This window comes from Kyrpidia sp. (assembly GCF_023512215.1).
Classification (GTDB): domain Bacteria; phylum Bacillota; class Bacilli; order Kyrpidiales; family Kyrpidiaceae; genus Kyrpidia; species Kyrpidia spormannii.
In genome coordinates this window covers 15,465-40,508 of the sequence record NZ_JAILZZ010000024.1, presented here as the reverse complement: position 1 = coordinate 40,508, position 25,044 = coordinate 15,465, and the positions used below count along the sequence as shown (strand labels likewise).

Here is a 25,044-nt window from a genome sequence, read left to right as displayed (position 1 = left end):
CCGTTCTGCAGTACGCCTTTGCCCACTGGGGATACGGTCTCGCCCATCTGCCGTTTCTTCTCGCCCCCAGCCTGACGGTAGAAGGAGCCTTTGCGGGGCCCGCCATGTTTCGCACCCTTCTCGTGGTGCTTTTGGTCGGGTTGGCTCTGTTTTTCCCGGCCTTTGTGTGGTTTTGGCGCCTGTTCATGGAGCGGCCGGAGCCGGCCCCCTGGGATCCGGAAACTCCGGATCATCCGGGATTTTAATGGGGGCTGCTTCCAGGGCCTATTTGGGTAAAATTCACGATACCAACCACCTCCCGCACGTTCGAACAACCGAACATTAAGCACCCTCTTGCCCCGTTTCATCCGTCACCGCCCGCCGACTGGACAGAAGCTTGTACACCACGGCGGCGAACAGGTGACAAATCATGATCAAACCCGCCATGGTGATAGCAATGCGGCCGGGCCCCAACCCGACCAGGGGGGTAACTAAACCGCCGATCAACTGGCCGCTCACCCCAAGCCAAGCCGCCGCACTGCCGGCAACTCTCCCGTGGTTCTGCAGAGCCAGAGAACTGCACATGGTGCTGATCGCCCCCACCACTGCAATCGCCACAAACAGCGTGGGAAGCACCAACGCTAACCCCGCCCGGGCCATCACCCCGCCGAGAAGAAATAGGCTGCCCAACACCGCCACGATCAGGGAAACGCCCAGAACCCGGCGCTCCCCCCACCTGACAGCCGCCCGGGCGGCGATCTGCCCGGACAAAACAATCCCGATGCCATTGACGGCAAAAACCGCGCTGAACCCCTGGGCCGACACCCCGTATTCCTGTTGGAGAACAAAGGATGAACCGGAGATATAACTGAACATGGCCGCAAAAGCGAACCCCTGAGCCAATACGTAGCCCAGGAACTCCGCATTTTTGAGCAACTGACCCAGTGTCCCGATGGTTGCCCGGACGCCGCCCCGGACCCGCCGGTGAGGAGGATGAGTTTCCGCAAGCAACCCCCACACCGTCAACCAAAGAAGAATGCCCAGTCCCCCCAGAACCAGGAACACCCCGCGCCAGGAGGTCACCCGGAGGATCTGCCCGCCTATGACCGGGGCCAACACCGGGGCCGCCCCGTTCACCACCATCAGCAAGGCGAAAAACCGTGTCAATTCCGGCCCTTCGAAGTGGTCCCGGGCAATGGCCCGGGCGATGACGATTCCCGCCGACCCCGCCATCCCCTGCACAAACCGCAGAGCAATGAACCCCTCGATCCGCCCCACCCAAGCTGCCATCACCGACGCCAGCGCGTAGATCAACAGACCGACGAGGACCGGACCCCGGCGCCCCCGGGCATCACTGATGGGCCCTGCCACCAGTTGTCCTGAGGCCAATCCCAACAGACACGCCATGAGGCTCAACTGGACCGTCGACGCCCCCACACGAAAATCCTCCGCCAACACCGGCAGCGATGGCAGATACATGTCCACGGTGAAAGGCCCCAGCCCCGTTAAACCGCCCAAGACCAGGGCGAGAATTCCCCGACGCGGGCGAAGGATCTCTTCTTTGACGATTGATGGCTCCAACTCTAACCTATCCTCCCCCCGCTGGAAACTGGGAATCTGCCTGCCGCATCCCATATCCTATATGATTCGACGGCCTGGGTCAGATCCCTCCCGGCATGGCGGGGTGCCAAATGTGATACAACATGAAGTAAGCCTTTGTGTCGGTTCGGAAAAATTGTTGCAAAAAATCTTCATCCACGATGAACTTCTGTCCTGTCCAGACAGTCTTCTTGTATAGAGGGCAAGGGAGGAGCGCTCCTTGGACGACGACGTGCAGCTCGTTCGACTGGCCAAATCCGGGAACCGGAAGGCATTTTCCACGCTCGTGCGCCGATACCAGAATATGGTTTTCCGCACCGCCCTGGCCATCGTGCGGAACCCCGAGGAAGCGGCGGATGTCGCCCAGGAATCGTTCGTCCGGGCTTTTCTCTCCCTTCGCGCGCTGAAAGATGATGGCGCCTTCCCGGGGTGGCTGGCGAGAATCGCCACCCGACAAGCCCTGGATGCGGTGAAAAATCGCATCAGGGAGGGGGAGCAAATCCGTTCCGCCGCTGAGCAAGGAGAAGGGGGAGCCCCCGGCAACGCTTTCGCCCAGGACCCGGAGGGACGGACGGTTCTGCTCGACGCCCTGGCTCAACTGAGCCCGGAACACCGGGCAGTCCTGGTGCTGCACGAGGTTCATGGATTTCAATATCAAGAGATTGCGGACATCGTGGGCATTCCCGTGGGAACGGTTCGTTCGAGGCTCCATCACGCCCGTCTGCAGCTTCGTCGCTTGTTCATCAACGACTCACCCGAGGAGGAATGGTCGTGGAATGCCGGGAAGTCCAGGAACGCCTCTCCGCCCATCTCGACGGAGAGCTCCCAGAGGAAGAGGAGACGGCCGTAGCGACACATCTGGCCCATTGCCCGGTCTGCAAGATCCGCCTCGCGGAGTTGCGATCGGCGTCCCTAGGCGTTCACGAAGCTCTCGCCGCATGGAGCGCCCCGCCAGACTTTGAACATGCGGTAAACCGGCGCATCGCGGCTCTCCGCCGGGCTAAACAACGGTTTGACACCGGAATCGTCGCCTTGGTGACCACCGGGCTTCTCGCCCTCCTGGCGGTCGCAGCCCCGGTGGTCGCTTATCCAATCGACCACTCCTTCATCCGGCTGGCCGGCCACCTTCTGCGGGGTATGAGGATTTTGCTAGGGCTGTGGTGGAGTTCCGCGACAATCGGGGCCCCGGTGATGACAGCTATGGGAATCGGGATTGCCCTCCTGTCCTGGATCGCAGCCCGGGAGATCATCCGCCGAACCTGGCGGTCCTCGTCCACACCCGGGTAAGAATTCGGCCGAAGACGGTACGACCGGCGGGGAGGGCTACGAGACAATGTTGGGAGGCTGCAGGATGCAGCACATGGAAGTCAAACAGAAAACGCTTCTGTCGGCGGTGCTCCTTTCCGCCTTGGTGACCTTTTTCTTCGCAGGTTCGGCTCCCCAGCGCCTGCTGGCCGCCGTCCCGGATCGGTCCATCGTCGCCCAGAACCCGGTCACCATCCCGTACGGAGATACGGCGGAAGTCGTACTCGTGGTAGGAAACCCGGCAGACGTGGCCGGCACCGTTCGAGATCTTTTGGTCGTCACCCGGGGCGACCTGCATCTGCGATCGACGGCCCGGGCGGGGATCGTGGTCACTTGGGGAGGCCAGACGGTCATCGACCCCGGGGCCCAGGTCGAGGCCTTGTACCATATTCCCGCCGGCGCCAGATGGTTGGACAGCGTCGCCCTTGGAGCCGCCCTCGCCGCCGGCCTCTGGGCTTTGCGCCTGGCCGGGAGTGTGCTCTTGGTCGTTCTTCCCACCTTGGCGGTTCTGATTTTGCGCCGCCACCTGGACGGAACCGTGTCCTACATCGAAGACTCCTTTGGACGCACCACCCTGGTGGGAGTGCTGGGGTCCTTGGCGGTCGTCGCCCTGAGCGCCGTCCTGGCGGTGACGGTGATTGGCGCCCCCATTGCGGCGTTGATTTTGGTCGCCTACGGGATCGCCGGGCTCATCGGCCTGGGGGCAGTGTCGGTCTGGGCCACTCGACTGCTGCAACCCACAGGTGACGGTCCCGCCCTTTCTTCGCCGGGCCTTCAAGGACTGATCGGCGCGGTTCTCGTCATGGCATTCGCCAATATTCCCGCTGCGGGGCCGGTGCTGCTCGCCCTGGCGTGGTGCGCCGGGATCGGCGCCGTTCTCGCAACGATGACCAACCGCCGGGTCGGTTGGATAAGGAGGAACCCATGAATACCTTTGATGCTGCGTTGTTTCACATCGTGAACAGCCAGGCGGGACATCACACCTGGCTGGACGGTTTGATGAGTTCCGTCGCCCAGTACTCCGTCGAGATCTATGCCATCGCCTTTATCGCCCTGTGGCTGCTCTTGCCCAAACGGGAGGAAGGGCCCCGGCACGCCTTGGTGGTGGCAGTTTTCGCCGGCATCCTGGCCTTGCTGGTGAACCTTGTCATCTCCCACATATGGTTTCGCCCGCGTCCGTTCACGGTCCTGGCGGCGGGCACCTTCACCGAGCTCATCCCCCACGCACCGGACGCCTCGTTCCCCAGCGACCACGCATCGGGCAGCTTTGCTCTGGCTTCTGCAACTTGGGGGAAAATCAACCGCTGGGTGGCTGCGGGATTGACAGCCCTGGCGGTCCTGACGATGATCGCCCGGGTGTACACCGGGGTACACTGGCCGACGGACGTGTTGGCCGGAATGGTGATCGGCGTGTTCGCCGGCCGCGTCATTTGGAAAATCGGTGCACCCATTCTTTCTTTGACCCGCATTGGACTGCGGATGTTCCATTTTGGCCGCTATGCCCGGGGTTAAATCCCGGGCGGCCCCGGCCGGGCCGGATACACCGGTCACCGTCTATTTACCAGAACTTTCGAATCTTTTCATACGCGTCGCACTTCGTTCTCACACATGTCACCTATTGTTTACGTGTGCCCATTGATTTCGGCGATCTGTGTCGTATAATTTAACGCGAATCTGGTATTTGTCCCGGTGCAACTTCTGTATGTTAACGTTTACTTCACATTTTCTTCACACACATTCGGGAAAGGAGTCAAAAATATGGAAAAAGCCGAGGTCACCCGGCAGGTGATCGAAGCGAAACAGCGGTTGGGCCTAAAATGGAAGGATATTGCCGGCGCGATTGGCCGCTCGGAGGCGTGGACAGCCACCGCATTGCTCGGTCAGGCACCGCTTTCCCCGGAAGAAGCACAAAAGGTGGGCAGTTTGCTGGAGCTCCCGGAAGACGCGGTGCAGGCGCTGACGGTCATCCCGTACCGCGGAACAACGGTTCCCATGCCCCCCACGGATCCCGTTCTTTATCGATTTTACGAGATTTTGCTAGTCTACGGGCCGGCGCTCAAAGAGTTGATCCACGAAAAATTCGGCGACGGCATCATGTCCGCCATCGATTTTGAAATGAGCGTGCGCCGGGTCGAAGATCCCAAAGGGGACCGGGTACAAGTCGTGATGAACGGCAAATTCCTTCCGTATCGAAAATGGTAACAGCTTCCTCCCCCAAAAGATCCCTCCCTGGTGGCTTTAGCCAGGGAGGGGTTTGCGTAGACGGCTACTCAAGCATCAAATCGCTTCAGGCTGTACGCGTCAATGGGGATCGACGTCTCTCCGTCCACGATCAATTCTGCCATCAGCGTACCGAGTAAGGGCGATAACGTGTACCCGCTGTGGGTAGCAGCCACATAGAGACCTTCGTGGCCCGGGACCCGCCCGAGGATGGGAAGCTCGTCCCGAGGCATAACCCGCAGGCCAGAGAAGGTTCGGACTACTTGCGCCTTGGCTAACTTCGGTACATATTGCAAGGCCATGTTCACCGTCTGGCGTATCACCGGCAGCCGGGTTCGCCGGTCAAACCCGACATTTTCTTTAGAATAGCCAATCAGGATCTCTCCATTTTGAGTCTGGCGCATCCCACTCATCGTATAACGTAGAAGCGGTTGCAAAGGCTCGGTCACAACGATCTGCCCTCGCACGGGGTCCACGGGGATCGATACACCTAACAGGCGCCCCACTTGGGCCGACCATGGCCCAGCCGCCAACACCAATTTTTTCGATCGCACCCGGGCACGCTCGGTCCGGATAACGAACCCACCCGTTAGCTCCTCGATCTCCAGCACAGGGTTGTAGAAACTGTACCTCGCCCCGTGCCGCACCGCCGCCCGCCGGTAGCCATCCACCAGTCGAAACGGGTTGACGTTCCCGTCCACCCGGCTGAAGGTGGCTCCCACCACGTGCGGTGAGAGGTGAGGTTCTTTATCCAACACCTCATCCCGGTCGAGCAGCTCTACAGGAATACCGTGGGTGCGATAGGTCTCGACAAACCGCTTGGCCCGTTGCAGGTCCTTCGGGTCGAAAATCGGAGCAATCCCGCCTGTTGCCTGGTACTCCACGTCCCCGATCCGCTTCTTGAGATAGGGATAGAGTTCGGCGCTCAGGAGGCTGAACTCCGCGTAAGAAGCCGGAGATTTCGTGTGCACCCATACCCAGGCCTGGGTCGATCCCGACGTACCGGACAGGGGATAGTTCTTATCGATCACCAGCACATCCCGCCCACGTTCGGCCAGGTGAAAAGCAATGGAATTCCCCACCACCCCTGCCCCGATCACGGCAATTTCAGCATCTAAGGCACTTGGCGTATCTTCCACCAGAATTCGCCCTTCAGTCATCTTCTTTCACCTCACTCAGCACCGACCGAACGGTCCCATCCCCTGCATCTGCCCCGGCCAGGAATTCCAGGAGGACTGGGCGCACAGGAAATCGCACATTGGGAAGTGGAATTTCGTCCACGGGTTTCCCCAAAGCCTGAGACATCACCTCCGCCACGAGGCTCCGGCATTCCCGTGCTTGGCAAAGCCCCATGCCGCAACGGGTGAGCCGCTTCACATCATCCGGGCTGCGGGCCCCTTGCTCCACCGCCGTGACAACATCCCCCACCGTCACATCTTCACAGCGACACACCACGGTCCAAGGTTCCACGCTACGCTTGCCAAAGCTGTACACCCCTGCCCTGCCATTCGCAGACAGCCCCTCTTCGCTCCAAACATTGCTAAGAGGGGCGCTGTCGGGACACTCCGAGGCAGTGGCCAATCGTAATCTCGCCCCTGCCCGAACCGGACCAGACGCTCGGCTCCACGCGACGATCAACCGCTCGACGCTGTCGTCATCAACACCTTTTTCCGGCCTCAGCCGACGAGCCACCGCAGTCCCCGCAAGTCGGCCGGAAAGCCACTCCGCCGTCGTGGTGTCCGCCCCCGCGGTCCCCCCCGCCACATAGAGTCCCGGCTGGGTCGTCTGCATGTCCGGACCGCAGATCGGTACCCAACCACCCAAAGCTTCCGCATACCCAAATCGCACCCCGGCCAGCTGAACCAGCTCCACAGCAGGAATCCGACCATGGGCCAAGACCACAAGATCCGCTTGTAGCGTGCGTACCTGCCCAGTAGCTTGGTTCACGAGGGTTACGGTCTCCACCCCCGAAGTTCCTGTGGCCGCTCCCATCACCCAATCGATCTCCACATGGATGTCCCCCGGAATTTCCGACAGAGACCGTTCGCTCAAGGCGTCCCGAGTACCCTCCGGCCACCTTTCTGCATACCCCTTCAATAACTCGGCCACTCCTTCGATCTCCTCGACGGGGTGGTCTGCACGCACCACCGTTACCTCAGTGGCACCGGCAAGTTTTAGTTCCCGAGCGGTCCACAAGGCTTCGTCCACCGCACCAACCACCACCGCCTGCCTCCCAGGCAGTACCCGGTCTCGAAAGATCATCCGCCGGGCGGCATCCGCTGTGATCACTCCCGGTTTCGCCCAGCCGGGAAATAACAGCCCCTGACCCCGGGCTCCGGCAGCTACAATGACCGACTGGGCCGACACCTCCTCCACGTCGCCCCCCATCAGCACCGCTAGCCGCCAACCTTCTGGACCTTCTTCCAGCCCCAGTACCGGCGTATCCGCATACAACCGGCCGCCCGCGGATCGCACCCCTTGTTCCAGCCGTGACACCCATCTCCACCAACGGTCCGGACCTTCCGGTGTCTGCACCCACTCCGTGCGGTTTGCCGCTTTGCCGCCGAACACCGCCGACTCCTCGAACACAGCTACCGTGAGCCCGGCTTCCAACAATTCCTTCGCCGCAGCCAAACCGGCGATACCGCCGCCCACTACCGCCACATCCAACACGTCTGCTGTCCCGTGCTCTTCCCCCACTGCCATTTCCTGCCTCACCCCAAATCCGGATCTCCTAACTGCATCTCCACCCGCATCCCTTCCCTAACCCGGGTGCTGCAGGCCCTCACGCGATGCCGGCCATCCACGACAACAAAACAGTTTCCACACCAACCGTCCCCGCAAAAGAGCCCCCTCGGCTCCGCCTTACTTCTACTGGTCCCCAATTGCCGATATCCGGCCGCCCACAAAGCTGCCGCCAAGCTTTGATGCGCGTTGGCGACCACCATTTCGCCATTGAAGGTAAAAGTCACCCGTTCCCCAGAAATCGCGGGTATCCGTACATCCTCATTCGTAGACACGCTGCTTCCCTCTCTTCCCTGCCTGTTGACCGGACACTCCGAACACCTGGCCAATTCCCATGGCCCGTTCCATGACGACCATCATGACCACACTTAGTAAAACCATGAGAGAGGAGATTGCCGTCACCACAGGGTCGTAATTGTATTGCATGTAGTTAAACAGGCGTACCGGCAAAGTCTGAACGTCGGTGCTTACCACAAACAGGGCAACCGTTAAGTCGTCAAAGGATGTAACAAAGGCGAACACCGCTCCAGCAATGATCCCAGATCGAATCATCGGCAGGGTGATTTTCCAAAAGACCTGCCACGGTGTGGCGCCAAGATTGGCGGCAGCCCTCTCGACATGGCTTTCACGAAAATCGATCAACTTCGCCGTCACTAGCCGTACGACATACGGAAAGGCGATGATAAAATGACCAATGATCAACGACAGAATACTGGTAGCGATCCCAAGGGCCGAATACCACTGCAGGAGGGCCACCCCCAGCACCACCGACGGGATCACGAGGGGCGATCCAAACAGCTCCTGGAGCGCCCTGCGACCAGGCACCGGGTACCGCTCCAGGGCCAGGGCCGCTAAAGTGCCCAGCGCCGTCGCCCCGAGGGCCGTACCCAAGCCGACGGCAATGCTTACCCCAAGGGACGCTAGAAACTCCGGGTGGTTCTGAACGAGTTCCCCGTACCAACGCACCGTAAATCCCTTGGGAGGAAAAACGATATAATTGGTCCGGGTAAAGGAAGAGGCCACCACCACAATGATGGGGGCAAGAATAAACAGGTATAGCAGGCCGAGATATACCCCCCGAAGTACCTTGCCGATTGTCATCGCACCGGCACCGCCCCTCCCCGACCGCCGACGATCCGGCTATACAGAAGCAAGAGCGCCAGCGTCACTGCAATGAGAATATACCCCACCGCCGATCCGTACGGCCAGTTGAGAAGCACCGCCGTCTGATCGTAGGCCAAATCCGACATCACCGGTACCCGGGGGCCTCCGAGAATCATCGGTGTAACAAAGGAACTGGCAGTGAGACTGAATACCATCACCGACCCCGCCGAAATTCCAGGCAGAGAGAGGGGAAGCAGAATGCTGCGAAAAGTCCTCCATCGCCCGGCGCCAAGACTCTGCGCCGCTCGCACCACCGATGGATCGATGCTCTCTAGACTACCAAGGATCGGTAGCACCATGTAGGCCAAAAATACATGTACCATCCCGAGCTCCACAGCAAATTCGTTATAGAGCATAGATGGCGGGTGAATCCCGACAAGGCCGAGCAAATCCGCCACAGGCCCCCGGTTGCCAAGAATAATCACCCATCCGTAAGCGCGGATGACCATACTGATCAACAAGGGTGACAACAGAAACAGTACGAGGTAGTTCCTCGTCCGCCCCCGGGTACTCATCAGGATCATCGCCAATGGATACCCGAGGAGGAGGGTCACCACCGTGGTCACCACGCTAATTCGCATCGTTCGCCAGAGAATCCCGAGATAATATGGATCCCCTAGGAACTTACTGTAATTCTCCAAGGTCCAACGCGTGCCAATCCCCGTCGTCTGGCTATAGTTGTGAAAGCTGGTTATCAAGACATTCACAAGGGGAATCACAAAAAACACGACAAACACAGCTAGGGCGGGTAGCACCAACAGAACGCCCACGCGGCCGCGGGCCTCACCCGGACGCTTCAACGGGACCACCTTCTTTCCCCATTCGAGCCGCCCCCCCGGGGAACTCCTGCTTCGGAATCACAAAGGCCCGGTCCGGATCCCACTGCACCACCACCGCACTTCCAGTCTCGAGCCCCACCGGTGGCTCTGCAGTTTGTACGGTGATCACCCCGGCCGGTGTATCCACCACGTACCGAGTCCTGACCCCGAGAAACACAATTCTGTCCACCCTTCCCCTCAAAAGCCCGGCACCCGGATGTTCGGCGAGGCCAGACCCGCTTGACGTACCCGACCCTCCACCATCCCCCGAGTCCAGAAACGCCCTCTCCCCCTGGATTCGCATGTGTTCCGGACGCACGTACAACGTCACCTCAGCGCCCACCGGAAGCTCGGCCCCTGAACTCCGACCTGAAAACCGCTCCCCGAAATCTGTCGCCACCGACACCCAACCACCTGACTCATTCCCGGCCACGCGCCCGGACAGGGCATTCACCTCTCCGATAAAGGTGGCAACAAAATCTGTACGAGGCTCTTCATAAATCTCCCGGGGTGCGCCAACCTGCTCGATCACCCCATTGTGGATCACGGCGATCCGATCAGAGATCGCCATGGCCTCCTCCTGATCATGGGTGACGAAAATCGTCGTGATGCCAATCCGCCGCTGAATTTCGAACACTTCTTCCCGCATCTCCTGGCGCAGCTTCGCATCCAGGTTGCTAAAAGGCTCATCCAGCAGAAGAACGTCCGGGCGAATGACTAGCGCCCTGGCCATGGCCACCCGCTGTTGCTGTCCGCCGGATAATTGGCGCGGGTAGTGATCTTCGTAACCCGTTAACCGAGTTAATTCCAACACCCGGCCCACCTGCTCCCGAATCGCGGCCTTGTCCACTTTTCGCAATTTCAGCCCGAAGGCGATGTTCTCAAACACCGTCATGTGAGGAAAAAGAGCGTAATTTTGAAACACCATGCCCATGTTACGCTTGTGAGGAGGCCGTTTTTCCACTGATACTCCATCCAGCCGAATCTCCCCGGCGTCCACCGCTAAAAAACCGGCAATCATATTGAGGATTGTGGTCTTCCCGCATCCCGAGGGACCGAGGAAACACATGAGCTCTCCTCGCTCTACACTGAGGTGAACCCCGTGAATCACCTCGCGGTCATGAAATCGCTTGACGACACCGTCGAGAACCAAATGCGACACGTTCCGTCACCCTTCCCGACTAGTGCTGGGTATCGATCTCTTTGTTCCACCGGTCTGTCCATGCGGCACGGTTGGCGTTGATCGTTGGCCAGTCCATTTTGACGAGCTTGTCGATCTCCGAGGTCCCGTAGATTACATTTTTCGCGGCGTCCTCCGGAAGCTTTGTGGTCTTGTTCGTCGGTCCTAAAAACGCGCTCTGAGCAATAGCGACCTCGGTTTTAGGATCCAGCAAATAGTTGATGAATTCCTGAGCCAGTTGCGGATGTGGCGCGTTTTTTACCACGCTTCCCATACTTAGCAACGCCACGGCGCCCTCTTTCGGAAAAACGAACTCGATGGGAAAGCCTTGGGATTTCAACGTGTTCACCCGGCCCTGCCCCCAAGCGGAGGCCACTGCGGTTCCCTGCAGGAAATAATTCGATACGTCCGCGGTTTTATCGAAGGTCACTGAACTGGGCGCAATGGCTTTCATAGCCGTAAATCCCGGTTCAATGTTCTTCTCGCTCCCCCCGTTTGCTTTGGCTTCCATAACCAACATGTGCACCCCATAGGTATTCACGATGGCTGGCAATACCAACTTTCCTTTCAATTTTGGGTCGGCCAAATCTTTCCACGACGTCGGCGGTGTCCAATGATTGTCGGCGTATACTTTTGTGTTGTAGGCCAACCCTGTGGCGGTCACGCCCACCCCCACTCCGATATTGTCCGGATCCTTGGCGATGTCGTACACATTCTTAAGATTCGTGACCACCGAGGGATCCAGAGGCGCGAGTAACCCCAGTGTCTTCGCCTGGGCCTGGGGCCCGTCGTCCATGATCGCCACATCAATCTCTGGATGGGCCTTTTGCGCCTGTAGCTTGGACAAGGTGTCCGTGGAGGCTCCGGCGACATAGGTGACCTTACAATGAAATTGTTTCTCAAAATCCGGAATTACTGAACTGGTGATCGCCTTCTGAAACGACCCCCCATATCCGGCTACCACCAGCTGCTGTTCCCCGCCCGCTGTGGAGCCTCCGGATCCCTGGCTTCCACATCCCGCCATCGCCGTCGCCAGGGCTGTCACCACTCCCAGCGCGGTCCACCTTTTCCATCTGATCACTCCAACCACCCTTTCGCTCCATTTCTACTCTTCCAGGGAAAATTCCACGAAAAACCGCCGCGTGTCACTGCGAAGGATAAACCGCGTCAATTCCACCAGGCTGCGGTCCTGGGTGAAGGAGGCGCGCTCCCACAAGAACACGGGCATGCCTGATGGCATCTCCAGAAGATTCGCCTCCTGATCGGTCAAGGCGTGAGGCTTGACGTACATCTTGGCATAGGCCAGGCGGATTCCCCGTTCTCGAAAAAACGGATAAAGAATCAAGTTTTCCAGATCAGCCTCTGGAATCCCCGTTGCATAGCGCATAGGGATCAGGGAGATCTCCAAGGCAAAGGGCCGATCATCCACGATCTTGAGGCGCTCCAGCCGGAGAATCTCTTCCCCTTCCCTGAGCCCGGCCCACTCGGCGTCCGGATCCTTCCACTTTTCCGGTGTTACTGCAATCAGTCGGTGTGGACCCTCTACCGCCGGTCGGCGCTTGGCGAAATTGATAAACTGACTGAGATCATCTTCCGCCACCGCATCGGTCACAAAGGTTCCTTTGCCGGCCCTTCGGACCACCAGTCCCCGTTTCACCAGCTCATTGACCGCCCTCTGGGCGGTAATTCGACTGACTCCATAAAGGCGCTGCAACTCGTCTTCGGTGGCAATTTGATCCCCGGGTTTCCACTCCCCGGAATAAATGCGCCTCTCCAATTCATCTCGGATTTGAATGTAGAGCGGCCTCCCCGAATGCCTGTCCAGCAATTGTGTCGACCCCCGAGTCTTCAGCAGGTTCGTTGAAGATTTCGACTTACAAACGCGGTGACTCCCCTCCTCCCCCTGCACTGGCACTGCGTCCCCCTTCTCGCAAAACACCTGCGATTAAAAACTTACGGCTCGGCAACCACCCTCTCCCACATCGACGTCAGGCCAGAGCGATGTATTTCGATTCTGAACCTTTATATCGATCATGTGGGATTGATATATTGATATCACATTTAGAGTTGGTAATCAAGATAAAAATAGGCCTGTCACAGCCGCTACACCGTGACCAGGCCTCAAAACCCAAGAACATCTTTCTCCATCGCCCATGGTCTTGCACATCTTAGGTAATTTAATATCCCATAAAACGTCAGGATTGTTTCACGCCTTCCTCTGCACGCCAACTCGGCGGGCGTTTCTCGAAAAAGGCGCGAATGCCTTCCACAGCGTCGGGATGGGCGCTGTTGAGCGTGATGACTCCGCTGGCATACTCCAGGGCCGACGCGTCGTCCATGGAAAGCTGCTTATAAAACATTCGCTTGCCAATCTCCAGGGTGGACAAGCTGTGCCGGGCGACCCGGTCAGCCAACTCCTCCACCGCCGCATCCAATTCCTCGGGCGGAACCACCCGATTGACCAGCCCGTGAAGCAGCGCCTCTTCGGCCGAGATAAAATCCCCGGTGAACAACATCTCCGCCGCTTTTTTACGTCCCACGTTCCGGCTTACAAATACCGCCGGCGTACTGCAAAACAGGCCGATGTTGACCCCCGGGGTTGCGAACTTGGCGTCCCTGCTGGCCACCGCCAGATCGCAGGCCGCCACCAACTGGCACCCCGCCGCCGTGGCCACCCCGTGCACCTTCGCCAGGGTCACCTGGGGCAGGCGCTGCAGACCCAGCATAAAGGTCTGGCAGACATTGAACAACTCCAGCACCTCATCCGATGGCTGACCGCCGATCTCCCGCAGATTGTGTCCGGAACTGAACACTTTGCCTTCCGCCTGAATGATCACCACATTCAGATCCCGCCGCGGCCGGATCTCCCCGAGCACCTGGTTGAACTCTTCCAGAACCGCCCGGGACAACGCATTGCGCTGACGGTCGTTGTTCAGCGTCACATAGGCTTTCTTGCCCGATTCCCGATAGGTGATATATCCCATCCTCCCCGCTCCCCCTTCTCGACACAAACTGGATCCGTCCCCGAGCACCCGCATCGGGGCCGCGCTCTATGATCCACTATAAACGAATTGGGCCAATTCCGCCAAATGCAAAAGAATTAAATATCCCGCCAAGTAAACCGAAGGCATCCCCAGAGGAGCACCGCGACAATATAAACGCCTACGTACACCAGAAAGGCATCGCTCGGCGCGTTGAGACTGGCAAAGGGCCCCAGCATCCGGGCGGCGCTGTCACCGACGGGAATGCCACTTCCCGCCGTCACCTCGTACACCATCCGGCGATACAGCGCATCCGAGGGCATGAGAAGACTGGTGACCAGGCCAATTCTCTCCCCCGCCGAGCTGGAGGACCCGACACTCATGAACTGCTCCATAAGCCCTCCCAGCAGCGCCAGACCATACAAAAGGGTCACGGCCACGCCATTTCCCAAAGTCGGCAAATACGCGGACCCCAGCAGCGTCACGGCGCTGAGCACCAAGGGCATCAACTCCAAGGCGACGAAAGCGCGGAGAAGGGAAGTCATGTCAAGAGGAAAGTCCAGGAAGAGATGGACCATCCACACCAAAGCCCAGAATAGCACGCCGGCGTACAACAGCCCCCAGATCGCAAGCCCGGCCCATTTTCCCAAATACACCTGCCACCGCTCCACCGGCCTGGGGAGTATCGAATAGAGAATGCCGCTCTCAATCTCGCCAGAGATCGTCCCGGCCGACGAAAAAATGACCAAAAAGGCCACCATGAAGTTTGCGAAAAACACCCCGGCGACGAGAAGACCCGCCCCTTGCAGATATTGATCCAGCAAATTGCTCACAGACGGCGCCCGTTCGCCCACCCGGGCCACATAGGAAAGCCCCCACCCATACAGAATCAGGAACACGGCGGTCAGCAGCACCGTCACCAGGAACACGCGTCTACGCAGGATCTCTCGCCAAGTCAGCAACATCACGGGAACCACGGGTCTCTCCCCCCTCTCCTTCCGCCAAGGCGAGAAACCACTGCTCCAGGTGGGTCTGCACGGGGCCCGACGCATATACAGTGATCCCCTGCTCCACCAGCAGGGCGTTGATCCACCCCGCCTGCTCCCGATCTGTCACAACGGCCTGAAGGCGGGCAAAGCCACGGTCATCCGCCTCCACCACCTGGATAGAAATCCCCGCGGGATCGGTGAATCCCTCAAGGATTCCCGGTTCCCACCCTCCCACTTCAAACTCCCACCTGAGTTCGGGGTGCAACAGCGCTTCCACGGTCCCTTGGGCTCGGATCCGCCCGTTCACGAGAAAAGCCACCTCGTCGCACACCGACTCCACATCTTCTAATAAATGGGTGTTTAGGAAAATAGTCTTTCCCTCCTGCCGCAGCCGCAGCAACAACTGGCGCATGTCGTGGCGGCCCATGGGGTCCAAGGCCGAGGAGGGCTCGTCAAGAAACAGGAGCGGCGGATCGAGGAGAAGGGCGCAGGCCCATCCCAGGCGTTGCTGCATTCCCTTGGAAAAATGGCGCACCCGTTCCTTTGTCCTCCCCGCCAACCCCACGTCGTTGAGCACCCGGCGGATTCGCTTCTCACGCCTTTCACCACCCAGTCCCCCGAGTTGGGCGTGAAAGCGCAGGACCTCCTCCGCCGTCAGCCAATCCTGGTACCGGAATAACTCCGGCAGATAACCGATCTGGCGCCGGATCTCCCGGTGGCCGAGGGGCAGGCCGAGAATCTCCGCCCGCCCCGCATCCGGCCGGATGAGGCCCACGAGCATCTTCACAAAAGTGCTCTTACCCGCCCCGTTCGGGCCGAGGAAACCGAAGATCTGGCCGGACTTTACCGACAGGGTGATCCCCCGGCACCCGGATCCGGGCCCGTACAGTTTTGTCAGCCGATCGGTCTGGATCGCCACACTCATCGATCGATCGCCTCAGCCATCTGTATCAAGGAGGCATCGGTGGGAAAATCGGCCGCCGTGCCGCCCAGATTGTAGAGGACCCCGTTGTTATACCACAAAATCGACCGGAATTTGCCAATTGTATCCCGCACCAGCACCGCCTCATGCCCGTTCACCGTCGTATTTTCCGCACTTCCGGGGCCCGACGGCACGAACAGAGTGTTTTTCCAATCCTCGGACTGACTCAGCCGCTGGCGCATGTCCTGGGGCAAAATGGGCAGGTCGAGCAAGACTTGGCGCACCTCTTCCATGTTCACCCCTTGGGGAATGTCGATCCGGGGCGACTGAATTTGCGTAAAGAAGATCGTTCCCTGGCCCGGCTTGAGACTCTGGCTCACCACGGCGGGAAAGTGAATCACGATGGCCTGACCTTCCAACTCGGCCGGGAGAGAGCTTTTGCCCCCAAGCCGGTGGATGAGCTCGTTGATCGTCGCCACGTGGGGCCGCAGGGTGATGTCTTGGGCACCCTGTACGTGGACCTGATCGCTCGGCGATGTGCCCGGGAGCGCTTTCAGCGGGTAACCGGCCAATTTCTGCGCCTCGGCGAAGGACACGTCCTGATAGGTCCCGCCCCCTTTGCGGTCCAACTGCCCATACTGTTTCAGATCAATATGCGTCACCCCGGCCTGTTCAAGAGCATTTTGAAGCTGGGTGAAGTCGTTGGGCTGCAGAGCCACCAGGTGTTCGATCCGAAAGGTCTGCAGCATCGCCGCCCACGCCTTCCCCGCCCAGGGAGCTTGGGCGCCCACCACGAGGACGGCGACGGCCGCAGCGGACACCGCCGCGCCGATCCATTTCCTGCGCTTCTTTGCAGCGCGCCACCGGGACGGGTCTGTTTCAACGGGCGGTTCCTGAGAGAAGGCTTGCCTCATGATCATCGGCTCAGTTACGACAGTCTGAACCTGCGCCGACGGGCCCGGGACGCGGGACGGGCGATCTGCCACGGCCATCCCGGCAATACCAGCAGGTTCGTCTTGGACCCGCTTTTGAAATCTTTTCCAGGCCTCATCGATGTCTAGAGACGGGGTCTGGGGTTTGCCGCCGGACTCGGTCGCCAAGGGAAGGGGGGCTTCCAAGAACCCCAGGCGATTTTCCACAAAACGGGTGAGGTCGATGGCTTCCCGGAGCTGTTGCCGGCAATCGGGACACTGGATGACATGCTCCAACCACCGCAGGCGTTGTTCCCTCGTCCCCTCACGGTCGATCAGCGCCTGAACTGCGGATGGATCGCACGGACGATTCTTCTCCATGGACGGAACCTCCTTCTTGGTATAATTTTTTGAAACGGGCGGCCGCACGGATCAACAACGTCCCGACCTGCTCTTTCGGCACCTGTAAATAATCCGCGATCTCCTGATAGCTGTAACCCGAGTGGCGAAGCCAAAGGGCCTTGCGATCCCGCTCCGACATCTGGCGCAACACCCCTTGCACCCGGGCCCGCTCCCAATCTTGAAGAACCACATGCTCGCTGGAGGGGGTTTGCTCCTCGGTCCGCTCGACGTGCTCCATTTGCTCCAAGGCCCGCTTGCGCCGGCGCGTGGCGCGCAGGTAATCATAGGCCATGCGGGTGCAAGTCCGATGCAGCCACGGCCCCACTTTGGACATATCATCCGGGGGATGCCGATAGAGACGAACGAACACCTCCTGGGCCAAATCCTCCACCACATCCGGGGCGGAGATCAGGAAGCGGAGGGTGCGCACCACCCGGGGATAATGACGCCGGAAAAGTTCCTGAAAATCGGCGGGGATTTCGTCAGTCAAACTGCCACCTCCTTCCCCGTGTCTATCGGGAGAACTTCATTTAGGAAGACGTCCAACAAGGGTTAAATGTATCATATCTCGGCGAAGCCTTTGTACAGGAGCTGGGAAAATGTGGCCTGTCGAAAGGGGAAAGGGGGTGTTGTCCACCTTTAGCCGGCAGCACATGTAATCAAGGGAAAAGTTTCAAAAGAAATTCGATGCACGCCCCGCCGTCCTTTGCATTGTAGGCCTGAATCCTTCCACCGTGCATTTCCACCAGTTTTTTTGCGATATAGAGGCCGAGTCCGGCATGGCCGTCTTTGGTTGGACGTGACTCATCCCCTCGGTAGAATTTGTGGAAAACATGGGCCAGATCCTTGCCGGTGAAACCCTTTCCCGAATCACATACCGTGATCCGGATGTTGTCACGGGAAACGCCGGCATCGATGGCGATTGTCCCGTGTTCCGGCGTATAACGAATGCTGTTCGAGAGAATGTTGTCAAGGATGCGCTCCAGTTTTCCCACATCAACCGACAGGATCTTCTGTTCTCGGTTCTCATATGTGACCTGCACTTTGATGCTGACCTTTTTTTCCCTTCCCATCAGCTCATAGTTTTCTTTTTTCTGTGTTAAAAAAGCGGAGAGATCAACCGGGACGAGCTCAAGCGCCCCGCCGGCATTTTCAAGTTCTGCGGCATAAAGCATGTCTTTGATGAGCTTGGAACCCTTATGTGCATTTTCCTTAATAGTTTGTAAATACTTTTCGATCTTCCGCTTGTCATCTTTTCCTTCCTGAAGCGCTTCAGCGTATCCCGCGATGGTGGAAAGAGGGGTTTGCAGGTCATGGGCAAGCGCCGCCACCATGTCCTGTCTTTCCCGCTCTGCTTTCCACTGGGACAGCAAAGACTCCCGCAGTTGGTTTTTCATCTCGTTAAAAGCTTGGCAAAGCCTCCCCAGTTCATTGTCTGCCTCATAAGCGAGATGAAAATCAAGATTTTTCTCCTTAATCTTTCTCGCCGCGTCGGCAAGCATATTCAGCGGTTCGCCGATATTGCCGGCAAACTTCTTCGCAAAAAGCCATGTAAAGAATACGACATACACAAACGGGGAAAAGAGGATTGCCGTAAACAATGGCACCACCCATATTTTATCCGTTATGTTCCTGTAATGAAGCGTCAATGGCGTCAATTTATATGCCAGCGCGACGCCGCCTTCGATTTTCCCGCCCGCATCGATCAACGGAACGAGTTTAACATATTTACCGTTTGTTGTAAAAGTAGCATTGATCTTGCGGAACAACTCTTCCTGATTTTGTATGGTCCTTTGGTCCATCGACCCATAGATCGGCGTGCCATGCACATCCATCACCTGGTATGAGATCCCTTCCAAAGGAATGAACTGCTCCAGTTCCTTTCTTTCTGAAGGATGAAGCAGGTCCGCTCCTTTGCCCCTCACATAGGCTTCAATTTCCGGTATTTTCTTTTCATAATAATTGGCGGGATAGATTTTTTGGTGTTCGATCATCTTGATAAGAATCATATATCCCACACCATACGAAGCGATCGTCGCCATCACGCTCAATGTGAGGATGAGAACAAACATGAGGACAAATTGGGATTTGAGAGGCTTTTTTGCCAGCATGTAAACAACCTCGCCATCATTTCGTTTCAGATGATTTTATTAAAGCGATAGCCGATCCCCCATACGGTTGAAATATACTCTGTATCGGGATCCCGCGCTGAAATCTTGGCCCTGATGTTTTTCACATGTTCGGTCACGGTCGCCGCATCTCCCTCCGCATCATACCCCCAGACCTTTTCATAAATCTGCTCTCTGGAAAAGACCTGTCCGGCATGAAGGGAAAGCAACTCCACAATATCGAATTCCTTTTTTGTCAAAGGGATGAGATGGCCATCGATCTTCATCTGTCTCGCCCTTAAATCGATCGCCATTCTGCCCGAGCGAATCCATACGCGCTGAAGGGATTCATTCAGGAAAGCAGCCCTTTTCTCCCTCCGCAGATGCGCGTCGATTCTGGCAAGCAGTTCTCTCAGGCCAAATGGCTTGACGATATAATCATCCCCGCCCAGGGCGAGCCCCCTGATTTTGTCCGTTTCCGACTGTTTGGCGCTGAGAAAGAGAATAGGGCAGTGAACCGCATCCCGGATTCTTCGGCACAGTTCATATCCGCTCATGCCGGGCATCATGATGTCCAGAATGATGAGATCCGGCTGTTCGTGAGCCATTTTCAAACCGTTGTCCCCATCGTAAGCCACGGACACAACATGGCCCCTGCTCTCCAGGGAGTCTTTCAAAAGTGCAACCAAATCTTCCTCGTCATCAATGATCAGAATCTTGCTCATCCTGTCACATACCCCTCGCTTCTTTCCCTATTCATGGATTGTCCTGCCTTCCCACCTGTTGAACCAGATCATCCCCCCAACCAGCATGATCACAAATAACACGGCGGCCGGAATCAGCCCTCTGATAATTTGACCGATCACGAAACCTGAGGATACGATTTCGGGCGGGAAATCCATGCCGGGCAAATCGAGCAAATACGCTCCCGCCAACATGGACAAACGCACGGGCCACGCCCACGGCACAAATGGCCACACCTGATCGCCGAGACCGGTGGCCATCAGGGCGGCGATCAATAAGCCGACGCCGCCAATCCCGATTGAGGCGCCAAATCCCCAGGCGAAGCTGATCCAATAATGAAAGGCGAGTAGCGGAAGCGCCCCGATCATGGCCAGGATGGCTGCCGTCACAAAAATCGGCCAAGCAATCGCCACACCGGACATGCAATCGAATCCGACGATCAGTGCCAGTGTAGCCATGAACGTACTGGTCGATGCCAGGAAAACGAGAATGGAGAATTTACCCAAAAACAAATGGCGTCGCGGCCATTGACTTCCGAGAAAACCGTGAAAGCTGCCGGCAAGTGCCTCCTGATGGATCATGAAGCCCGAAAGGATACCGGCTCCCAACGGAATCGCCAGGACCGTCCATGTTTCAAAAAATACCTCGAATATGGAAATTTGAACATTTGCCGCCTGCGCCTTCAATGAAAAATACCCCATCATCAGCGCCACAAACAGGAAGGGTGTGAAAAACGTCAGCCAACGTATCGGCGTGCGCTTCGTTTTCAGCCATTCGGCTCTGAATAGGTTCATCATTGTCCCTGGTTGGCCTCCCTTCTCTCAAACCATAAGGATGTTATCCACGTAAACAGGACGAATGCGGTGATGGCGAGGACGATCCCGATGGGAATGACGGCGGGATCCTTAAGGGGAACCGATGCTTCCAACAAAACCCCGTTGGGGTGCACGCCGACAACAGGGCACATGAGCCTGGTCGGCCAGCTCCACGGTACACACATCCAGTAGGGTCCAGGTGCTGCTGCCACGCCGACAATCATCCCCAGAAAACCAACGGCCATACTAAAAATCGTCCCTTTCCACACCGCTGCGCAAAGCTGAAGCGGGATCAATGAAAGGGAGGTTAACCAGATGAGGAGACCGCCTGGGAGAATGATTGACCACGGGATCGTTCCGCCCGCTGTGATCAGGCCGGATACGACGATGGCGATGATAAGAACCAATGTGGAAAGCAGGGAATAATAGGCCATTAAGATGATTTTACCGGTCCATATGGCCGCTGTCGAAACAGGGTGAACCCGTAAATTGCGATAATTGCCCGCCTTCTTTTCCTGCAATGCCACCAATGAAGCAAATAAAGCCGTGCCGAGTGGCATGAAGATGACCGGCCACCAATTGTACACTTGAGAAAGCAGAAGCCGCCAAGGCCTGACATAATCAGGCGGCATGAAGAGTTTTTGCGGCAAGGCGATCAGGATAAAAAAGAGCGGTGCAAGCAAGATCAGCCTTCTGGTCAATGTCCGCTTATATTTGAGATGCTCAGATTGAATGATATTAAGCATTCGTGCGCCCCCTGACCGTTTCCATGAACAATTCCTCCAGATCCTGATCATGACTGATTTCGCCCTGAAACTTGAGCTCTCCATCGCTGATGATGCCGATATGGTCAACCAACCGGGACACTTCTGTTAAAATATGGCTGGACAAAATGACGGTCATCCCTCTTTCTGGCAATGAATGGATGAATTCCCGAAACGCCTGAATTCCCAACGGGTCGAGTCCGTTTGTCGGTTCGTCAAGAATCAATAATTCCGGATACCCGAGGAGCGCAATGGCAATGCCGAGCCTTTGCTTCATTCCCATCGAAAATTGCGATGCCGGCTTTTTGCCCGTATGTTTAAGATCGACTTGTTCAAGCACTTCATCAATCCGTCCTTTCGGAAGCCCCAGCAATGTGGCGTGAACCAGAAGATTCTCAAATGCCGTCAGGTTGCCATACAAGGCCGGCGTTTCGATCAACGCCCCGATTCGCTCAAGGTGCTTCCGCCGCCATGGTTCGCCAAAAACAAGGATATCGCCGGCCGATGGACGCAAAAGTCCTGTGAGCAGCTTCAATGTCGTGGATTTTCCCGCGCCGTTCGGCCCAAGCAGTCCGTATACCGAACCTTTGGGGATTTGGAGCGAAACGTTTTTGACTGCAAGTCTCCTCCCGTAAGCTTTCGTTAAATTTTTCGTTTCCAGGATATATTCCTTCATCCCCGCTCCATCCTTTCAGGAATCCATTTGCCCTTCGGGGTAAACCTTAACAGGAAATGATCAAGAATTGATAAAGCTTCATGTTGTGGGGCTGTGATATGGTCGGGGTGTCACGGGTCCGAGAAAATGACGGTATGAGCAAGGAGCAGATTACCTTTATCTTTACGAAGTGAACGCGTACGGAGAGAGGTGAAACCTGGATATGCGTATTTTAGGGACGACCCGTCCATCGGTTCGATCACCCAGAAAATTGAAAGCAAACCCGCCCAGTACTCAGTCACACAGAGGGCTTTAAAAGAATGGGCAGAGGCTTGCTTAGCGAGCATTCACGAAATCATGGAGATTCTTGCAGGCTTGCGATTGCCTATCTCGGAGGAAGGGGTGAACATCTTACCTTGGGAGATCGACAAGACCTATCGCGAAGCCATCAGCCGCAAACATGTCCGATGTGCGTGCAACTGAATGCGAGGCTCCTGCCCGGCGTTTCCCCCGCCGGGAGTGTTCGATCCCCGGACCGCGGCGCCGGGTCCTGCCTTTGCAGGTACTGACAGTCCTCTTCCGTCCGCGGCTCCGGCGGTTCCTGCCTGGATCGCCGGGGATCGTCCCGATATATCGACTCCCAGTACTCCAGGTCTCTTGCCTCCGGCTGACTGAGAAAATAGGGCAGATGGTGTTGGTGGGGCTCGATGGGTACGAGGTGGATGACCGAGTCGTCTCCCGTGGAAGCCTAGTCGCCGACCAGCGATTTCACCATATAATACCGGTCGGATCCGACCCCATATTCATCTTTCCGAATCTCAGCGACACGGAACCCCATCCGTTCGTATAGTTTTACCGCCGCGACATTAGAGGGTTTTACCGTCAAACTGATCTCTGAAAACTGATCTTGTCGTACAAGATCAAACACATGGTTCATAAGGATCCGTCCGTAACCGCGCCCCTGTTTGTCGGAGCGCACATAGAATCCAAAGATATAAGCCAGGTCACATTGTTTGTAGTCGCGCATCAGTTCACAGACGGCAACGGGGCGGTTGTCCCCTTCTTCACGAAGCCAAATCAAACGTCCGTTCCTGACAATGGCAATGATCCCGTACTCATCCACCGAGCCGTCTGAACCGAAAGCGTCGATCTCGAGTTCGCACATCATTTTCAACTGCTCCGGGGATAAGCACTCCGGTACTTCTATATACAAGTTGGGATTCACGCAGTATGGCCTCCCTTTCTCCACGGAAGATCGCCTTTCCAATCATCAATCGGCCATATCGGGCGCGGAATGTGACGATACAGAAAATTACGCAGTTTATTGGAGGCAAGTCCCGGGGCGTCCACATTGATGATCCGCCCAACCAAGGGTTTAAAAGCGGCCCGAAAATGGTTTTTGACCTTTAAGGCGAGGATCCGTTTCTCCGTGGGCTCAATCCCGATGTGCCGAAACAACTCCGGATCATTCGCCGACAGAGCTCTGCCGGTGATGAGAAGATCAATCCCTTCAACGCGGATATGGGCGGCACCGTTCGTATCCACCAGAAGCCCCGTGTTCATAGGCCCTTGATTCCGGAACCGCCCGTCCGACAACCGGATAACCTTGGCCGGGACTTCCACCGGAGCGCCGAATTCGGGGGAATGTTTCCCGCCCAACCACAACGTCAGCTCCGCCCCTTCCCCCGCCCGCCTGCAGGCATCCAGGGTTTCCGGATCATAGAGCGCCCCGAACAATGCGTTTCGAACCCGCCGGGACAACAGTTCCGAGAGTAACCCGGTCGTATCCCCAGTTCCCCCGCTCAGGGGGTTGTCCGACACATCGGCCAGCACAATCGGCCGATCCCCTTCCCATCGCAACGCCTCATCAACGGCCTCTTGAATGCCCGGGAGGGACAGGAGAAACCGCTCGCGCTGATCCCACATCTTGTCGGCCAGGAAGCGGGCCACCCGGTCGCCGGCCGGCTTGTCAGCAGCAATCACAAGGATACTGGCGCCGACGTCCGGAATATCCGAATACGGGAAACCGCCGAACACAGAGACATTGACGATCCCTTCCCGCTCCTCCGCCGCCCGGGCCAACTCTACCAAATCGTGCATCGGACCTTCTTGGGTCAGCATGTTGATACTTGGGGGCATCATCGGCAACTTGATAAACGAAGCGTGATATACCTGCTTCGCGGCAAGGCTGTGCAACAGCAGGGACGCCGCACGAACCCCCTGTTCGTACATGTCCACATGGGGATAGGTCTTGAACCCGAATTGCATGGGAGTCTGCTCGACCATTTGCCGAGTCACATTGGCATGAAGGTCCAAGGTTGTGGCGATCGGCAGGTCGGCGCCGACGATAGCCCGGATTCGGGACAATAACCGGCCCTCCGGGTCGGCCAAGCCCTCAACTACCATGGCTCCGTGCAAAGCAAGCAAGATGCCGTCTAAAGGTTGGGCCCTGCCGATGGCCGCCAGCATCCGTTCCTCAATCGTTTCGTAAGCCGAAGCCGTAACAGTTCCGGAAGGGATGGCGGCGGCGCAAACCAACGGCACGACGGCAGCGCCGTTCTGCTCTAAAACATCGATGAATCCTCCCACTTCCGTGCGGGTGCCGCGAAATGTGGAAAGGATGTCGTCTCCTTCCACGAGGCACTCCTGCTCAAAAGCGCGGATGTCGGTTTTTACCGGGCTAAACGTATGCGACTCATGGTAAAAAAAAGCGATCCCGATCCGATGGTTGGTCATGAGGTAG

General features: G+C 57.5%; 27 protein-coding genes. 6 read left to right on the top strand and 21 right to left on the bottom strand.

Going from position 1 to position 25,044, the window contains the following annotated elements; all coding sequences use genetic code 11:
• On the top strand, window positions 1-245 hold a 245-nt coding region (locus tag K6T64_RS09950), incomplete at its 5' end, for a cytochrome d ubiquinol oxidase subunit II (protein WP_353737807.1).
• A gap of 76 nt (window positions 246-321) precedes the next feature.
• On the opposite strand, the gene K6T64_RS09945 is transcribed toward K6T64_RS09950, so the two are convergent.
• Window positions 322-1,560: a multidrug effflux MFS transporter gene (locus K6T64_RS09945; protein WP_288009956.1), complete on the bottom strand. Its 1,239-nt coding sequence runs from the start codon at window positions 1,558-1,560 to the stop codon at window positions 322-324.
• Window positions 1,561-1,798: 238 nt separating this feature from the next.
• Between K6T64_RS09945 and K6T64_RS09940 the strand changes: the two genes are divergently transcribed.
• The 5 genes from K6T64_RS09940 (at window position 1,799) to cynS (ending at window position 5,085) form a co-directional block, all read left to right on the top strand.
• Entirely contained in the window at window positions 1,799-2,428 is a 630-nt protein-coding gene (locus K6T64_RS09940; protein ID WP_288009955.1) for an RNA polymerase sigma factor, read from the top strand.
• Entirely contained in the window at window positions 2,350-2,865 is a 516-nt protein-coding gene (locus tag K6T64_RS09935) for an anti-sigma factor family protein (protein WP_288009953.1), read from the top strand. The genes K6T64_RS09940 and K6T64_RS09935 overlap by 79 nt, the downstream gene beginning before the upstream one ends.
• 64 nt (window positions 2,866-2,929) lie before the next feature.
• A complete protein-coding gene (locus tag K6T64_RS09930) occupies window positions 2,930-3,811 on the top strand; it encodes a DUF8173 domain-containing protein (protein ID WP_100667077.1) in 882 nt (293 codons plus the stop codon).
• Window positions 3,808-4,395 carry a phosphatase PAP2 family protein gene (locus K6T64_RS09925; RefSeq protein WP_100667076.1) on the top strand — a complete coding sequence of 196 codons (588 nt, stop codon included), beginning with the start codon at window positions 3,808-3,810 and terminating at the stop codon, window positions 4,393-4,395. Before K6T64_RS09930 ends, K6T64_RS09925 begins: the two co-directional genes overlap by 4 nt.
• A gap of 246 nt (window positions 4,396-4,641) precedes the next feature.
• Complete coding sequence (gene cynS / locus K6T64_RS09920) at window positions 4,642-5,085, top strand: cyanase (RefSeq protein ID WP_100667075.1); 444 nt, start codon at window positions 4,642-4,644, stop codon at window positions 5,083-5,085.
• 68 nt (window positions 5,086-5,153) lie between these two features.
• Here the strand turns inward: cynS and K6T64_RS09915 are convergent, their stop codons facing one another.
• The 20 genes from K6T64_RS09915 to K6T64_RS09820 all read right to left on the bottom strand — a co-directional run bounded on the left by K6T64_RS09915 (window position 5,154) and on the right by K6T64_RS09820 (window position 25,037).
• The gene (locus K6T64_RS09915) at window positions 5,154-6,263 is read right to left on the bottom strand and encodes an NAD(P)/FAD-dependent oxidoreductase (protein ID WP_288009951.1); all 1,110 of its coding nucleotides are present in this window, start codon (window positions 6,261-6,263) and stop codon (window positions 5,154-5,156) included.
• Window positions 6,256-7,821 carry an NAD(P)/FAD-dependent oxidoreductase gene (locus K6T64_RS09910; RefSeq protein ID WP_288009949.1) on the bottom strand — a complete coding sequence of 522 codons (1,566 nt, stop codon included), beginning with the start codon at window positions 7,819-7,821 and terminating at the stop codon, window positions 6,256-6,258. The genes K6T64_RS09915 and K6T64_RS09910 overlap by 8 nt, the downstream gene beginning before the upstream one ends.
• A complete protein-coding gene (locus tag K6T64_RS09905) occupies window positions 7,818-8,123 on the bottom strand; it encodes a (2Fe-2S)-binding protein (RefSeq protein ID WP_288009948.1) in 306 nt (101 codons plus the stop codon). Before K6T64_RS09905 ends, K6T64_RS09910 begins: the two co-directional genes overlap by 4 nt.
• Entirely contained in the window at window positions 8,110-8,949 is an 840-nt protein-coding gene (locus K6T64_RS09900) for an ABC transporter permease (protein WP_288009946.1), read from the bottom strand. Before K6T64_RS09900 ends, K6T64_RS09905 begins: the two co-directional genes overlap by 14 nt.
• Window positions 8,946-9,812, bottom strand: coding sequence for an ABC transporter permease (locus K6T64_RS09895; protein WP_288009945.1), 867 nt, complete (start codon window positions 9,810-9,812; stop codon window positions 8,946-8,948). Before K6T64_RS09895 ends, K6T64_RS09900 begins: the two co-directional genes overlap by 4 nt.
• On the bottom strand, window positions 9,796-10,992 hold the full coding sequence (locus K6T64_RS09890; RefSeq protein ID WP_288009943.1) for an ABC transporter ATP-binding protein: 1,197 nt from the start codon (window positions 10,990-10,992) through the stop codon (window positions 9,796-9,798). The genes K6T64_RS09895 and K6T64_RS09890 overlap by 17 nt, the downstream gene beginning before the upstream one ends.
• Window positions 10,993-11,011: 19 nt before the next feature.
• Window positions 11,012-12,091, bottom strand: coding sequence for an ABC transporter substrate-binding protein (locus K6T64_RS09885; RefSeq protein WP_288009942.1), 1,080 nt, complete (start codon window positions 12,089-12,091; stop codon window positions 11,012-11,014).
• Between the two features lie 24 nt (window positions 12,092-12,115).
• On the bottom strand, window positions 12,116-12,925 hold the full coding sequence (locus K6T64_RS09880) for a GntR family transcriptional regulator (RefSeq protein ID WP_288009941.1): 810 nt from the start codon (window positions 12,923-12,925) through the stop codon (window positions 12,116-12,118).
• Window positions 12,926-13,205: 280 nt separating this feature from the next.
• The gene (locus tag K6T64_RS09875) at window positions 13,206-13,994 is read right to left on the bottom strand and encodes an enoyl-CoA hydratase (protein ID WP_100667074.1); all 789 of its coding nucleotides are present in this window, start codon (window positions 13,992-13,994) and stop codon (window positions 13,206-13,208) included.
• A gap of 116 nt (window positions 13,995-14,110) precedes the next feature.
• Window positions 14,111-14,968: an ABC transporter permease gene (locus tag K6T64_RS09870; RefSeq protein WP_288009938.1), complete on the bottom strand. Its 858-nt coding sequence runs from the start codon at window positions 14,966-14,968 to the stop codon at window positions 14,111-14,113.
• Window positions 14,925-15,905, bottom strand: a complete 981-nt coding sequence (locus K6T64_RS09865; RefSeq protein WP_100667072.1) for an ABC transporter ATP-binding protein — start codon at window positions 15,903-15,905, stop codon at window positions 14,925-14,927. The genes K6T64_RS09870 and K6T64_RS09865 overlap by 44 nt, the downstream gene beginning before the upstream one ends.
• Window positions 15,902-17,194, bottom strand: coding sequence for a hypothetical protein (locus tag K6T64_RS09860; RefSeq protein ID WP_288009936.1), 1,293 nt, complete (start codon window positions 17,192-17,194; stop codon window positions 15,902-15,904). Before K6T64_RS09860 ends, K6T64_RS09865 begins: the two co-directional genes overlap by 4 nt.
• The gene (locus K6T64_RS09855; RefSeq protein WP_288009934.1) at window positions 17,139-17,705 is read right to left on the bottom strand and encodes a sigma-70 family RNA polymerase sigma factor; all 567 of its coding nucleotides are present in this window, start codon (window positions 17,703-17,705) and stop codon (window positions 17,139-17,141) included. The genes K6T64_RS09860 and K6T64_RS09855 overlap by 56 nt, the downstream gene beginning before the upstream one ends.
• Before the next feature lie 169 nt (window positions 17,706-17,874).
• Entirely contained in the window at window positions 17,875-19,326 is a 1,452-nt protein-coding gene (locus K6T64_RS09850; protein WP_288009931.1) for a HAMP domain-containing sensor histidine kinase, read from the bottom strand.
• A 26-nt stretch (window positions 19,327-19,352) separates the two neighbouring features.
• Entirely contained in the window at window positions 19,353-20,048 is a 696-nt protein-coding gene (locus K6T64_RS09845; protein ID WP_100667068.1) for a response regulator transcription factor, read from the bottom strand.
• A gap of 27 nt (window positions 20,049-20,075) precedes the next feature.
• A complete protein-coding gene (locus K6T64_RS09840; protein WP_288009959.1) occupies window positions 20,076-20,861 on the bottom strand; it encodes a lantibiotic immunity ABC transporter MutG family permease subunit in 786 nt (261 codons plus the stop codon).
• On the bottom strand, window positions 20,861-21,628 hold the full coding sequence (locus tag K6T64_RS09835; protein WP_288009929.1) for a lantibiotic immunity ABC transporter MutE/EpiE family permease subunit: 768 nt from the start codon (window positions 21,626-21,628) through the stop codon (window positions 20,861-20,863). The genes K6T64_RS09840 and K6T64_RS09835 overlap by 1 nt, the downstream gene beginning before the upstream one ends.
• Window positions 21,621-22,322 (bottom strand): lantibiotic protection ABC transporter ATP-binding protein, encoded by a 702-nt coding sequence (locus K6T64_RS09830; protein ID WP_288009928.1) that lies wholly within the window; start codon window positions 22,320-22,322, stop codon window positions 21,621-21,623. Before K6T64_RS09830 ends, K6T64_RS09835 begins: the two co-directional genes overlap by 8 nt.
• Before the next feature lie 727 nt (window positions 22,323-23,049).
• A complete protein-coding gene (locus K6T64_RS09825) occupies window positions 23,050-23,526 on the bottom strand; it encodes a GNAT family N-acetyltransferase (protein WP_232070052.1) in 477 nt (158 codons plus the stop codon).
• Complete coding sequence (locus K6T64_RS09820; RefSeq protein ID WP_288009926.1) at window positions 23,523-25,037, bottom strand: M81 family metallopeptidase; 1,515 nt, start codon at window positions 25,035-25,037, stop codon at window positions 23,523-23,525. The genes K6T64_RS09825 and K6T64_RS09820 overlap by 4 nt, the downstream gene beginning before the upstream one ends.
• Window positions 25,038-25,044: the final 7 nt, after the last annotated feature.